This is a genomic window from Bacteroides sp. AM41-16, from assembly GCF_003603495.1.
GTDB lineage: Bacteria > Bacteroidota > Bacteroidia > Bacteroidales > Bacteroidaceae > Bacteroides > Bacteroides uniformis.
The window spans coordinates 181654-196691 of the sequence record NZ_QTNE01000007.1 but is presented as its reverse complement, the minus strand read 5'-3'; the positions used below and the strand labels follow the sequence as shown (position 1 = coordinate 196691).

The window sequence follows — 15038 nt, the reverse complement described above, 5'->3', positions numbered from 1 at the left end:
TTAGACGCAAGAAGGACGCTGAAGAGCTTAGTTGCGGATTTGAGGTTTATTTACCAAGTCCAGACGGAACTTGGAATTCAGCCAGATAGTATCTTATTGTTAGTCTGTTATCGTCTTGTTTTGACTAAAACACGGTTGCGTTGGAAAAGTGGGAATACTTTGTTGGATGATTGAAGACATGAGCAAAAGGGAGATGTATGGCCAGCAAAATGATTTTTTCTTGAAATAGCCTTGGAAAGATTAAAAAAAGCTATATATTTGTATTCAATTCTAAAACTAACTACCTATGAAACTAATTGCAGAAAGTGGTTCTACGAGAACAGAATGGGCGCTGGTTGAAGATAATCGTCTGATACAGCGAGCCTTCACAGAGGGCTTAAATCCTTTCTTTCAAACGAGAAGAGAGATTAGCCGAAGTGTGCGGTTAGGATTACCCGAGCATTTTTTCAAAAGGAAATTGGAACAAGTCTATTATTATGGTGCCGGATGTACTTCTTATGAAAAGAAAAATGTATTGGGAGCTTCATTGGTAGCACAATTCAAAACTCCAATTCAGGTAGAGAGTGATTTGCTGGCAGCTGCACGTGGCTTGTTCAAATGCGAGGCCGGCATTGCTTGTATTTTGGGAACCGGCTCAAACTCATGTTTTTATGATGGGAAAATCGTTGTAAAGAATGTCCGGGCAGGAGGTTACATCCTGGGGGATGAGGGTAGTGGTGCTGTATTGGGCAAAATGTTTTTGTCTGATGTACTGAAAGGTTTGGCTCCTAAAGATGTAACGGCGGATTTCTTTGAGAAGTTCCGTATAAGCCCGAATGAGGTTATGGAATCTGTGTATAACCGCCCGTTCCCCAATCGCTTTTTGTCTACTATATCTTATTTTTTGGCAGATTATACCAATGATGACTATGTATTTGAGCTGATTACCGGTAATCTGAGAAATTTCTTTACTCGTAATGTCTGCCAATATGACTACAAAAATTATCCTATTCGTTTTGTGGGTTCATTGGCTTACAGCTACGCGACCATTTTGCGGGAAGTTGCCCGTGAATTTGGCATCGAACTGGAAATCATTGAAGAAACACCAATGAATGGCTTGATTGAATTCCATTCTTTAAATATAGAAGAACCTTAAATTCTTTATATAATAAGGTGTATAACCTCCTTTTTGCAAATGTATAAATATAAAGTTAAATAAATGCAAAGGAATGTTCTTGATATTAAATAATAATGTATCTTTGTTAGGACGAAATGAATGAATCATTTCTCACCTTTGTTAATAACGAGTTTTTTATCTCTTAAAACAACCAATAGAGTTAAGTAATTAACAAGATTTTAACCTTGTATAATATATAACTAAGTTCCGTCTGGACTTGGCAAACAAATAGGAAAACAAGAGATAATATAAAGTTATGAACCTTTAAAAAGAGAAAATGCCTATGGAAAAAGAAACAATCCTGCAAGTTGAATAGTCTCCACTATTTGGCTCTTGTTACCCTTACCCTAAATTTAAGAACTATTTAATTAACAACAAATCATCAATCATTTATGAATGAAAATCACAAAAAACGAGGACTAACACATAGCAAACTCCTCACAGCAGTGGCAATTAGCTCACTGTTATTAAGCAGCGGTAACGTGATGGCTGTACAAGCCAATCCTGATAAATCGTTTGGCGTAACAGAACAATTACAAGCTATCACCATCAGCGGTTTAGTTGTCGATGCAGCCGGCGAACCGATTATCGGTGCCAGCGTAGTAGAAAAAGGGACTACCAACGGCGGAATTACCGACTTAGACGGTAAGTTTACATTGACCATAACACCGGGAGCAACACTAAAAATATCATTTGTGGGCTATCAGACACAAGAAGTGAAGGCAGCCAAAACGATGAGAATAACTCTGAAAGAAGATACCGAGATGCTGGATGAAGTAGTAGTAGTAGGCTACGGTGTACAAAAGAAGGCTAACTTGACAGGAGCAGTTTCTACAGTGGACTTAAACAAGACAATGGCAGGTCGTCCACAACAAGATGTAGCCAAAGCATTGCAAGGGGCTGTTCCGGGACTAAGCATTCTCACCACAAGTGGTGCCATCGACGAGACAGCCTCCATGCGTATACGTGGTTTGGGGACATTGAGTAATGGAGAAGTCAGCAATCCACTCATTGTAGTGGACGGCGTTCCGATGGATGACATTTCTTTCCTCGATACGCAAGACATCGAAAATATTTCCGTACTGAAGGACGCTTCCGCTTCCTCCATTTATGGAACGCGCGCCGCTTTCGGTGTGATTCTAATCAATACCAAAAGCGCAAAGCCTAGCGAAAAGGTTACCATCAATTACAGCAACAATTTTGCATGGGATCAAGCTACTTACCTGCCGGACTATCCCGATGTACCCACACAATTAAAGATGGGTATCGAAGCCAGTATGAACGGTGGTGCCGGTATGCCTGAATTGTTCGGTATGTATTTCGACAAATTGTTACCTTACGCCGAAAAGTGGCAGCAACAGAACGGCGGCAAGACCGGCTACCGTCCTATGAACCTCTACCAAAGCGATAGTAACGTGGGTGACTATATCGTATTGGACGGCACTCCTTTTTATTATGCTGACTGGGATGTACAGGACATCTACTTCAACAAAGCTGCTCCTTCCATGAGCCACAATGTTTCTATACAAGGAACATCTGGTAAGACCAATTACTACCTATCTTTCGGCTACAACGAAAAGCAAGGACAGATGAAGATTCACCCGGACGAACTAAAAAAGTACAATGCCTCAGTCAATGTCACCACTAATGTTTACGACTGGCTACAGGTGGGTGCACGCATCAACTATAGTCGTAAGAACTATAAACGCCCGGACACATGGGCCAACACCTACCAATATTTGTGGCGTTGGGGTTCTTATTTCATTCCTTCGGGCACAATCGACGGCTATGACACACGCGTCATGGCCATGCAGAAGCAAGCTGCCGATCGTGAAGTGACAACAGACCTGACCCGTATGAACACTTTCTTGAAAGCTGAAATCGTTAAAGGACTGACCCTTAATGCAGACTTTACATATGCCATTCAGAATATGAACAGCGGTTCGCAGGACAACTCCGTTTACGGCATCAATTGGAGCGGGAAACCGGTACCCTCTTACATCGTCACTAAAGGCAATAGCGGTATCTGGAGAGACTTTTCCAAACAGAACACATGGACGGCCAACGCATACGTAAACTATACCAAAACATTTGCCAAAAAACACAATCTGAATGTAATGGCAGGTGTCAACGCAGAAGAAGAGGAATACAAATATCTGTATGGTACCCGCAATGTGATGTACGATCAAGAGGGATACCCCGAACTGAATATGGCTGGCAAGGATGGACAAGATTTGAGTTGGAATCATACATCCCGCGCTTCTGCCGGTTATTTCGGCCGTATCAATTATGACTACAAAGGCATTTATTTATTGGAACTGAACGGACGTTACGACGGTTCTTCCCGTTTCCCCCATACCGACCAGTGGGCCTTCTTCCCTTCTGCATCCATCGGCTACCGCTTCTCCGAAGAAGCCTACTTCGCCCCACTGAAACATATTGTCAGCAATGGTAAGTTGCGTGCTTCTTTTGGCGAAATCGGCAACGAGGCTGTGGGCGACTACATGTTCGAACAATTAATAAGCCAACGGTTGAACAATAAAAGTACCGGCTATATCTATTGGATTGAAAACAATAATGCCAACGCTAATCTCCTGACCATGTATAACATGCCGGATTTGGTATCAAGTACTTTGACCTGGGAGCGTATCCGCACCCTCAATATAGGTCTTGACCTGGGTCTCTTGAATGACGAACTGACTATAGGTTTCGACTGGTTCCAACGTGAGAATCGTGACATGCTGGCACCGGCACAAGTATTGCCGAACACTCTGGGTGCTTCTGCTCCTTATGAAAATGCCGGTACCTTACGTACACGTGGATGGGAGTTGAACTTGAACTGGCGCCATACCTTCGGCGACTTCGACGTATATGCCAACTTCAACATCGGTGACTCCAAGACTAAAGTAACAAAGTGGGACAATGATTCCAAACTGCTCAGCACCTATTACACCGGTAAAACCTACGGTGACATTTTCGGTTTTGAAACCGACCGTTACTTCGAGGAAAAAGACTTCACCAGCCAAAATGCAGACGGCTCATGGAATTATGCAAACGGCATTGCAAGCCAGGCAGGACTGGAATCCGGTAATTTCCATTACGGCCCGGGAGACGTCAAGTTCAAGGATTTGGACGGCAATGGCAAGATTGACGGTGGAAAAGGCACAGCAGACGACCACGGCGATTTGAAAGTCATCGGAAACTCTATGCCACGCTACGAATACAGCTTCCATTTAGGCGGAGCGTGGAAAGGTATCGACCTTGACCTCTACTTCCAAGGTGTAGGCAAACGTGAGGACTGGACGACTTCTTCCCTAAACCTTCCCGCCATGGTACATGCCGACGTAGCCATCTATTCCCACCAAACAAGCTATAACAAAGTGCTTTGGAATTCAGACTATACCGCCATTACCGGTTATGAGGTAAATCAAGGCAACCGTTATCCACGTCTTTATCGTGGTACAAATAATAGTGGAGGTACCGTATCCGGTATAGCTAACGGCTGCAACAACTACTATCCCCAATCCCGCTATTTGACAGACATGTCCTATCTTCGTCTGAAGAACGTAACTGTGGGATATACCCTTCCGAAAGAGTGGACACGCAAAGCCTACATTGAGAAAGCACGTATCTACTTCAGTGGCAGCAACCTCTTTCTGCTCCACAAAGGGAATGACCTTCCAGTCGACCCCGAAATCAGTACAGGCAATGGACTTACAGCCGGTGGATGGGGACGTATAGCTCCTATTACACGCACATTCTCATTTGGAGTCCAGGTAACATTATAACAACCTCAAAAACTTAAGAACAATGAAGAAATTATTTATATATGGGGTCACAGCGCTGGCGATGTTAACCGGTTGCAACGATTTGCTGGACAAATCCCCCTTGGATACCTTCACGAATACTCCGGCATACTGGAGCAACACCGATAATTTGGATAATCAGTGCAATACTTTTTATAACAACTTTACCGGCTTTGGCAACGGAGCCAGTGGAGGATGGTTCTACTTCAAAACAATAAGCGATGACCAGGTAGATGCAGAAAGCCATAACTGGACTTACACTAACGTGGTCGCATCTTCCACAAACTGGTCAGCCCCTTTCACAGAAATCCGACGCGCCAACTATATCATTGCCGGTGTACAGTCTTCCTCTCTTGATGAAGCAACAAAGGCCCACTATGAAGGTCTTGCACGCATGAACCGTGCGTGGGAATACTATCAGTTGGTCCGTATGTACGGCGATGTGCAATGGATAGACAAAGTTATCGACCCAGCCGACAGCGAAGCCCTCTACGGACCACGCACCGACCGGGATGAAGTGATGGACCATGTGCTGGCAGACATCAATTATGCGTGCGAACACATTACCGCAAACAGCAATCGGCAACGTTTCAGCACCGACATGGCATATGCCATGAAAGCAGACATCACCTTATATGAAGGTACATACTGCAAATATCGCACTCAAGCCGAGAATGGCAAAGCCGCTGATGAGAGCCGCGCCAACAAATACTTGCAAGAATGTGTATCAGCCTGCGAATATCTTATGGCCAAAAACTACTCTCTAAGTAACAGTTACAAAGCCAACTATAATTCTGTCAGCCTGGCAAGCAATCCGGAAATGATTTTCTACAAGCCTTATGCACAAAGTTCGCTAAGGCACTCCACCATTGACTACACAATCAACACAAGTGGTACGCACGGCATTTCAAAGGACGCATTCGACAGTTTCCTTTTCCTTGATGGAAAACCGTTGGCAACAACCTCGAAAAACAAGGACGATGCAGCCGTATTGGATGCAGACAAAAATTACTCTATAAGAGAGGTTTTGGCCGTACGCGACAAGCGCCTGTCCGAAATTCTTGACCCGGTACTTTCTTTCAGAGGCCACGCCTACAGCCGTGCCGGTGTAGCAGCCTTCACCACATCGACCGGTTATGGCATCGCCAAGTATGATAACCCCGAAGAATTGAGTGTAAGCGACCGAAACAACATCGGCTACCAATACACCGACTGCCCGCTCTATTGGATTTCAGTTATTTATCTGAACTTTGCAGAAGCCAAAGCCGAAATGGGTTCTCTCACACAAGACGATCTCAACAACTCCATAAACAAGCTTCAAGCTCGTGCCGGCCTGCCGGCTATGACAACTACTCCAGATGCCGATCCTGCCAATAATATGGGAGTAAGCAATCTGATTTGGGAGATACGCCGCTGTCGCCGTTGCGAACTGATTATGGATAACTGGTACCGATATTGGGATTTAATCCGTTGGCACCAGCTCGACAAATTGGATTCAACCAAGTACCCGAACACCATGTTGGGCGCCAACGTAAGCAATGTGCCTGACTGTGAAGAAGCGACCAAGAACGGATATATAGATGCCTCCGATGCACAAATCCGTACTTATGAAGCCAAACATTATTTCTACCCGATTCCAACTACACAGTTGACCCTAAATAAAAACATGAAGCAGAATCCGGGTTGGTAATCAACTAAAAACAGCATATCGCGCTGTACCTCGTTTGGATTTAATTAAAGCGTTCATACATTCCATGTATCTAAATACAAATGTATGGACGCTTTTGTTATTCCCTTTAAAAGGTGTATAGAAACACGAATAGCACCTTCTAAAAGGAACCATAAATCAATATCATATACTTTCCCTTCGTTCATAACATACTAACAAGAAACATATCATGAAAAAGAAGAACATATTTTTCGTACTACTAATCTGCTTCATCAATAGTAGTTGCAACAAAGAAGAACAAACAGACGAGTTACAAGATAAGGATTTCTATTCTGATGTCACAACACGTGCTTCCTACATAAGCGGTACTATTACGGGCGAAATGAACCCCTATGTTAGTGATGGTTACTACACTTATGATTTAAGTATTCCTATACAAAAACAATCTGTAGGTATAAGAATTTCAGCAGTCGGTGGAGAAGCACGATTCAAAACAAACTACCAAGAACGATTCGAGAGTACATGGGTAACCCAAATTCCAGCAGGAAAAAACCATTTTCCAATAAATGTATTATGGACTAAAGCAGGTAGTAATTCTACCCTGATGGTACGTCCTGAAAAAAGTACAATCGAACTTACCGCAGATCTAAGAAACATCAATGTCAAAATGAAACCTATGCCAATCAATGCCCCTTCAACATTTGAATTGGGAGATACGATAACACTTCGGTGCAATTATCCCATAAACAAAGATACGGACATAAAGTGGACTTACGATAAAAATCTATTCGCTGAAATCTCTCAAAGTGCATCTGCTACAACAGTAGTAAAAGTTTCAGTATAAAAGACCAGCCCTCCGGTTCAAGTGTACAATGGCGTACTACTGGAGGAACAAGCCCACAAAACTACATAGGAGATATTTATACTTGTAAAAACATTAGTTCTACCATTACAATGCCCAGATTATACGCAACTATAGTCTTACCCTCTGGATTCACAATAGAAAAAGAAAGCTATCTCAGACTTTTCAATCCAAATGCTTCTTTTGAAAAAGGGAATTTAGTTCCAGACCAAATCGATGCTGTCAATGCAAATATCACTGTAAGTTTAATGGGATATCCAAATTGGGCCACTAATTTTACTTGGTCATCGACAAACGTCTCTGAAATTTGCATACAAGGGCAATCATGGACATGTATTTCTTACAACTCTTTTGAAGTATGGGATAATGAAGTAGAGATTAAAGTTGCATATCAATCACCTTGTGGGGACTGGTATGAAGTCAGTGAAATGTTCCCAATCGTTCATTAATGATAATACTATAACATATCGCCCTCACAAGCGAAAAAGCACCCGTCCATTTGCTCGTTACACAAAAGAAGCTTATATTTGCTTACCTAAAAAACAAACAGCTATCATGGTACAGCAAGACATACGATGGATACAGCGTTTTTCCAACTACCGCAAGGCTTTAGCCAAATTAAGCCAAGCCATGGCAATCATGTCCGAACAATTAGCGTTCAACGATGGAGTGGACGAATTATTGCAGGAAGGCATGATACAGCGTTTTGAATATACCCACGAACTGGCTTGGAAAGTGATGAAGGACTATGCCGAGTATCAGGGGTATACCGACATCCGCGGCTCCCGTGATGCCATACGCAAAGCCCTTGAAATGGGATTGATTGATGACAAGCAATGGATGGAGACTATAGAAGCCCGAAATCTGACATCGCACAATTATGACAACGATGTAGTCTCTGAAATCTATGAAAACATCACAAACTTCTATTTCCCCCTATTCTGCAGATTTGAAGAGAAAATGCAATCCTTGAATACACCATCCTTATTCGATTGAGCTATGTACGGATTGACCGACAATGAACTGGAAAAGCTATGCAATCTCTTCCGGAAACATGAAGAAATAGAGCAGGCTGTTTTGTACGGCTCACGAGCCAAAGGAAATTTCAAGCCTTTTTCCGACATAGACATCACGCTGATGGGAGACAGACTTACGTATAATACTTTAAGCAGCCTTTCCGATGAAATAGACGACCTGCTTTTGCCTTACAGCGTAGACCTTTCCATCTATGGCAAATTAAAGAATGCCGACCTTTTGGAACATATACACCGTATGGGAATACCCATATTCAGCCGCCCATCAAACTAAACTAAATTTCACACATCCACCCTCACCACCCTCACCTTTCGCACGCATCGCCCTATTCATCGGCATTCAAGAGGTGGGTGAGAGCAAATTTAAAAAGTGAGGGCAAAATTTGCCCTCACCACAAGATTTCTTCGTTCAAAGTTATAAGTCACTCATTCTTACCGTAATATCCTGAAACGGGTACATAAATCGGTTGCAGCATTGTTCCCTCATTCTTCAACTTTCCTTCGGTGCGCAGCCGACGGATATGCCGCATGGCAGTAGTACGCATCATGCCGCAAACGCTTTGAAAGTCATTCCGTGTCATAAAAGGGCGAGTGGCGAAATAGTTGGTCAGCCGACGGTCTATCTCTTTATCCGTCAGTTTAGCCGAATGCTCGTTTGCCTTCAAAGCCTTTGCCTTGATGGTACCAATTTCATTTTTCAGTTTCTGGTCGGCACGAAATTTCACACCCGCCATCTTCACCTTCGTCAACTTACGCTTGGTAGCAGCCACTACCGGTTCGATCGTGGTGAGCGACACGCGAAAGTAGCCGATGCCGTCGAGATGCACCTGCCTTCCTTCGGCAAGTTCCCTGCCCATGACGTGCGACACAGCATCAAGCACAGCCGTCACATCGGTTTCTGTCAATGAGCAACGTGCCTGGATGTCCCGCCGCAATTCATCGGTAGACCTGCTCCCATTTAGGCGGAGACGGGGATGAAGGATTTTATCTTCCGGAGATTTGTCGTACGAGTCCGGATTCTCGTACCAATCAAACAAAATAGCCATAGTTCAAACTGCGTTAAAGGGTTACATTATACGATAAAGCACTGCACGGAACACGTGCGAAGTACGTACGCAGTCTGTTGAAGTACAAAGGTTATATCACAGCCCAGCCCGTGAGCAGAACCGTTCACTGTAGTGAGCTGCTCCGTTCACTAATATGAACAAGAAAGACCACTTTAGTGGACTGTTCATAAACTCTGGTGTAAAAATAGACAAAACTATGGGGATAAGCAAAGAAACAAACACCTTTTATAAAAGAAACATATAGACATTCCACCCCCAAAAAGAAGCCAATCGGAAAATAATCCTTGAAAAGCTTGTATCCCCCCCTTTCCCGGCGTATCTTTACAAGAATATTACATACACGATAAAGAATGAAAATCACACTGATCAGAGAGGAACGCGAAAGCGGAAAAGAGGCCGTCAGCACACAAGAAACGGACATGTTGATGGAAAAGCTGAAAACAGAGAACAAGACCGGATACATTACGGAGCTGCGTAGCATCATCCCGCATTTGAAAGGGACCAACGCCCGATATGAGCATATCGACAGACTGCCGCGTCTCTATCCCGCCGTAGAAATGACCCGCACCAAAGCAGGAGAACATCGGATAAAGACCTACAACGGGCTGATACTACTGGAAGTAAACAATCTGGCCGGGGTGGCCGAAGCCGAACTGGTGAAACAACAAGCCGCCCTGCTGCCGCAAACCTTTGCCGCCTTCTGTGGCTCCAGCGGACGAAGCGCCAAAATATGGGTACGCTTCACCCTGCCCGACGGAGGGCTTCCAAAGAATGAAGACGATATCGCCTTATTCCACGCCCACGCCTACCGCCTGGCAGTGAAGTGCTACCAACCCCTTCTCCCTTTCCCCATCACCCTCCAGGCTCCTTCACTCCTACAAAGCTGCCGGATGACCGTGGACGAACAGCCCTATTATAGCCCCACCGCCGTGGCCTTCTGCCTGGAACAGCCCTGCGCCCTGCCCTCGGAAGACAACTACCGCCAACGGAAACAGCAGGAAAGCAATCCGTTGCTGAGAATGACTCCCGGCTACGAAGTGGCGGACACATGCAACCTGCTCTTCGAGGCCGCCCTCGACCGCGCCTTCCGCGATTTGGACAACTGGCGACGGGGCGACGACCTGCGCCCGCTGCTGTCCCGCCTTGCCGAACATTGCTTCAAAGCCGGCATTCCTGAAGAAGAAGCGGTGCGCCAGACACTGGTGCACTACTACCGGGAGGCAGACGAACCCCTTGTACGCCTGACGCTGCATAACCTTTACGGGGAATTGAAAGGCTTCGGCACCCGCAGCAGCCTAAACAAAGACCAGGAAACTGCTTTCCGGCTGGAGGAGTTCATGAAACGCCGCTACGAATTCCGCTACAACACCGTGCTTGGCGACTTGGAATACCGGCAGCGCGACTCCATCCACTTCTACTTCCAACCTGCCGACCAGCGCGTACGCAGCAGCATCGCCATGAAGGCACTGAAAGAGGGAGTACGTGTGTGGGACCGCGACATCACCCGCTTCCTGTCTTCGGACTACGTGCCGCTATACAACCCCATCGAAGAATATCTCTATAACACCGGACGCTGGGACGGCAAAGACCGCATCCGCGCATTGGCCGACCTCGTGCCCTGCCACAATCCCCACTGGAGGGAACTGTTCTACCGGTGGTTTCTTGGCATGGTGGCACATTGGCGGGGAATCGACAAACAGCACGGCAACAATACCTCGCCCCTGCTCGTAGGTTCGCAAGGTTACCGCAAAAGTACTTTCTGCCGTATCCTATTGCCACCGGAGCTGCGTTTCGGCTACACCGACAGTATCGACTTCAAGAGCAAGCAGGAAGCGGAGCGCAGCCTTGACCGCTTTTTTCTGATTAACATCGACGAATTCGACCAGATAAACGCCAATCAGCAAGGCTTCTTGAAGCACCTCCTGCAAAAACCGGTTGCCAACCTGCGAAAGCCCTACGGTACCACTATTCAGGAAATGCGCCGCTATGCCTCCTTCATCGGGACCAGCAATCTGAAAGACCTGCTGACCGACCCGTCGGGAAGTCGCCGTTTCATCTGCATCGAAGTGACCGGTCCTATCCAGACAAACGTCACTATCAATTATCACCAGCTCTATGCCCAAGCCATGCACGACATCATGAAGGGTGAACGCTACTGGCTGGACGACACTGACGAAGCAATCGTAAAGGAGTACAACCGGGAATTCGAGCGGGTAGACCCATTGGAAGAACTTTTCCTTTGCCATTTCCGTGGCGCGGAGGAGAGCGAAGAAGGCGAATGGCTCACAGCCATGCAGATTTTCAACGACCTGCAACAGAAAACGAGGGATAAGTTGGCCATCAACCGGATAGCAGCTTTCGGGCGCACGCTCCGCAAGCTGGACATCCTCAACAAGAAATCGAACCGGGGAACACTTTATCATCTGGTAAGAATAGAAGAATGAACCGGCACTCCCACCGATTGTACCAAAGTGAGGGCAAACTTGGCCCTCACTCTTTTTATAAAAAGTATTTCCGTACGCAGCTGATGCAGTTCAACCATTATTTAATAAGGTGAACAGTTGACTATTTGCAAATTATGATTGATAATACTAAAAATACCCAAATAAGTGTTTTTGATATTAAAATAAAACGTATCTTTGTTGCAAACAACGTCCTCCTTAATAATACTATTATGAAGAAACTGCTGCTTTTAGCCTTTGTGCTATGTAGTTCTTTACTGTGCCGGGCACAAGAAGAACGAGTTATTTTAGGTGATGAACAGACTTCCGAGTATTTTCCAATCCTAAAAGATAAACGAATTGCCATATTCTCCAATCATACAGGAATGATAGGAGACAAGCATCTGCTGGACATTCTGCTGGAAAACAAGTTCAATGTAGTAGCCATTTTCTCCCCTGAACACGGTTTCAGAGGAGATGCCGACGCAGGCGAACACGTGTCCAGCTCGGTAGACAAGAAGACCGGAGTACCTATCCTCTCGCTGTACGACGGGAAATCCGGAAAACCAAGCGAAGCATCCATGCGCAAGTTCGATATCCTTGTGGTAGACATCCAGGATGTAGGCCTAAGATTCTATACTTATTATGCCTCTATGTGCCGGCTGATGGACGCTTGTGCAGAATACAACCGCAAGGTGCTGATACTGGACCGCCCCAATCCGAACGGACACTACGTGGACGGCCCGATACTGGACATGAAATATAAATCCGGTGTAGGTTGGCTGCCGATTCCCGTGGTGCACGGCATGACGCTGGGCGAACTGGGCCTGATGGTAAACGGCGAACGCTGGTTGCCGGCGTCACGCACTTGCGACCTGACCGTCATTCCCTGCAAGAACTATACGCACCAGACACTATACAAGCTGCCGATTCCCCCGTCCCCCAATCTGCCGAACATGAAGTCCATCTATCTGTACCCCTCGACCTGCTATTTCGAGGCCACTCCGGTCAGTCTGGGAAGAGGAACCGACCTCCCCTTCCAGGTCTACGGGCATCCCAACATGACGGGCTACAGCTACAGCTTCACCCCGCGCAGTGTTCCCGGAGCCAAGAATCCACCCCAGCTGGACAAGCTTTGCCACGGCGTGAACCTGAGCAACATGAGCGACGAGGAAATCTGGAAACGCGGTATTGACCTGAGTTACGTGATAGACGCTTACCGGAATCTGAACATGGACGATCACTTCTTCCGTTCCTTCTTCGAACTGTTGATAGGCACCGACTACGTGCGCAAAATGATAAAGGAAGGGAAGAGCGCCGAAGAAATCAAGGCAAGATGGAAAGACGACGTAGAGAAATTCAAGGTACAGCGCAAGCCCTACCTGCTCTACGAAGAATAAAGACATGTACAATTCACTATTTACAATGTACAATTTCAGAGAAGGTACAATTCAAAAGTAAATGGGAAGGTACAACAGTTTATACTAAAGAAACGCCGCATGGCAAATTGTAAATTGTAAATGAACAAATTGTAAATAAACATTATGACTCCACTATCCGTAATCATCACCATAGCCGCCTACTTCGCGATACTGTTCACGGTATCCTATATTGCAGGAAGGAAGGCAGACAACGCCGGCTTCTTTGTGGGTAACCGCAAGTCATCCTGGTATGTCGTGGCGTTCGCCATGGTCGGTTCCGCCATTTCAGGTGTGACCTATGTATCCGTACCCGGCATGGTTGCCGCCAGCAGCTTCGGCTATCTGCAAATGGTGTTGGGCTTCATTGCCGGACAGCTCATCATAGCCTATCTGCTGGTACCGCTGTTCTACAAAATGAACCTGGTATCCATCTACGAATATCTGGAGAACCGTTTCGGCATGTCTTCCTACCGTACGGGTGCCTGGTTCTTCTTCATCTCCAAAATGCTCGGTGCCGCTGTCCGTCTGTTCCTCGTATGCCTGACGCTGCAACTGCTGGTATTCGAACCTTTCGGACTGCCTTTCCTGCTGAACGTGGCCATCACGGTGGCACTGGTCTGGTTGTACACTTTCCAGGGTGGCGTAAAGTCTCTTATCTGGACAGACTCTCTGAAGACATTCTGCTTGGTGGTGTCGGTCGTACTCTGCATCTGGTATATCGCTTCCGACCTCAATCTGTCATTTACCGGTATGGTAAGCACCATTGCCGACAGTGACATGTCCCGCATCTTCTTCTTCGACGATGTGAACAGCAAGCAGTACTTCTTCAAGCAGTTCCTCGCCGGCGCCTTCACCATGATTGCCATGACCGGGCTGGATCAAGACATGATGCAGCGCAACCTGAGCTGCAAGAACTTCAAGGACTCACAGAAGAACATGATTACCAGTGTCATTTCGCAGTTCTTCGTCATCCTGCTTTTCCTGATGCTGGGCGTGCTGCTCTACATCTTTGCCGCCAACCAGCAGATTGCGGTGGAGAAGAGTGACGAACTGTTCCCGCTGATTGCCACCGGCAACTATTTCCCTGCCATTGTGGGCATACTGTTCATCATCGGCCTGATTTCTTCTGCCTATTCAGCCGCAGGCTCGGCACTCACCGCGCTGACCACTTCCTTCACCGTAGACATTCTGGGAACGAAAGGCAAATCGGAAGAGACGGTTGTGAAGATGCGCAAGAAAGTGCACATCGGCATGGCGGTTGTCATGGGAATCACCATTTTCGTATTCAATCTTCTGAACAACACCAGTGTCATCGATGCTGTATATATTCTGGCAAGCTATACCTACGGTCCTATCCTGGGTCTGTTTGCTTTCGGCATTTTCATGAAACAACAAGTGCGTGACAAGTACATCCCGTTAGTTGCCATCGCCTCCCCGGTTCTCTGCTTCATTCTGCAGAAGAATTCCGAAGCCTGGTTCGGAGGTTATCAATTCAGCTACGAATTGCTGATTTTCAATGCACTGTTCACTTTCATCGGTCTCTGTCTATTGATTAAGAAAGATAAAAAGAACAATTAACTTA

General features: G+C 46.1%; 11 protein-coding genes. 10 read left to right on the top strand and 1 reads right to left on the bottom strand.

Going from position 1 to position 15038, the window contains the following annotated elements:
* Positions 1-286: 286 nt before the first annotated feature.
* From DW896_RS08665 to DW896_RS08635, 7 genes are all read left to right on the top strand, one after another.
* The gene (locus DW896_RS08665) at positions 287-1135 is read left to right on the top strand and encodes a hypothetical protein (protein WP_005824933.1); all 849 of its coding nucleotides are present in this window, start codon (positions 287-289) and stop codon (positions 1133-1135) included.
* 413 nt (positions 1136-1548) lie between these two features.
* A complete protein-coding gene (locus DW896_RS08660; RefSeq protein ID WP_009037762.1) occupies positions 1549-4944 on the top strand; it encodes a TonB-dependent receptor in 3396 nt (1131 codons plus the stop codon).
* Between the two features lie 22 nt (positions 4945-4966).
* Positions 4967-6652 (top strand): RagB/SusD family nutrient uptake outer membrane protein, encoded by a 1686-nt coding sequence (locus DW896_RS08655; protein ID WP_008662805.1) that lies wholly within the window; start codon positions 4967-4969, stop codon positions 6650-6652.
* Positions 6653-6860: 208 nt separating this feature from the next.
* A complete protein-coding gene (locus tag DW896_RS08650; RefSeq protein WP_009037761.1) occupies positions 6861-7475 on the top strand; it encodes a hypothetical protein in 615 nt (204 codons plus the stop codon).
* A gap of 110 nt (positions 7476-7585) precedes the next feature.
* Positions 7586-7942, top strand: coding sequence for a hypothetical protein (locus tag DW896_RS08645; RefSeq protein WP_034529289.1), 357 nt, complete (start codon positions 7586-7588; stop codon positions 7940-7942).
* Between the two features lie 106 nt (positions 7943-8048).
* The gene (locus DW896_RS08640; RefSeq protein WP_008662800.1) at positions 8049-8489 is read left to right on the top strand and encodes a nucleotidyltransferase substrate binding protein; all 441 of its coding nucleotides are present in this window, start codon (positions 8049-8051) and stop codon (positions 8487-8489) included.
* Positions 8490-8492: 3 nt separating this feature from the next.
* Entirely contained in the window at positions 8493-8801 is a 309-nt protein-coding gene (locus tag DW896_RS08635; protein ID WP_005824948.1) for a nucleotidyltransferase domain-containing protein, read from the top strand.
* 148 nt (positions 8802-8949) lie between these two features.
* Here the strand turns inward: DW896_RS08635 and DW896_RS08630 are convergent, their stop codons facing one another.
* Positions 8950-9573, bottom strand: coding sequence for an HU family DNA-binding protein (locus DW896_RS08630; RefSeq protein WP_005824951.1), 624 nt, complete (start codon positions 9571-9573; stop codon positions 8950-8952).
* Between the two features lie 371 nt (positions 9574-9944).
* Between DW896_RS08630 and DW896_RS08625 the strand changes: the two genes are divergently transcribed.
* The 3 genes from DW896_RS08625 to DW896_RS08610 all read left to right on the top strand — a co-directional run bounded on the left by DW896_RS08625 (position 9945) and on the right by DW896_RS08610 (position 15034).
* Complete coding sequence (locus tag DW896_RS08625) at positions 9945-12038, top strand: BT4734/BF3469 family protein (RefSeq protein WP_009037760.1); 2094 nt, start codon at positions 9945-9947, stop codon at positions 12036-12038.
* A 230-nt stretch (positions 12039-12268) separates the two neighbouring features.
* Entirely contained in the window at positions 12269-13435 is a 1167-nt protein-coding gene (locus DW896_RS08615) for an exo-beta-N-acetylmuramidase NamZ domain-containing protein (RefSeq protein ID WP_034529409.1), read from the top strand.
* A gap of 144 nt (positions 13436-13579) precedes the next feature.
* Entirely contained in the window at positions 13580-15034 is a 1455-nt protein-coding gene (locus DW896_RS08610) for a sodium:solute symporter (RefSeq protein ID WP_009037758.1), read from the top strand.
* Positions 15035-15038: the final 4 nt, after the last annotated feature.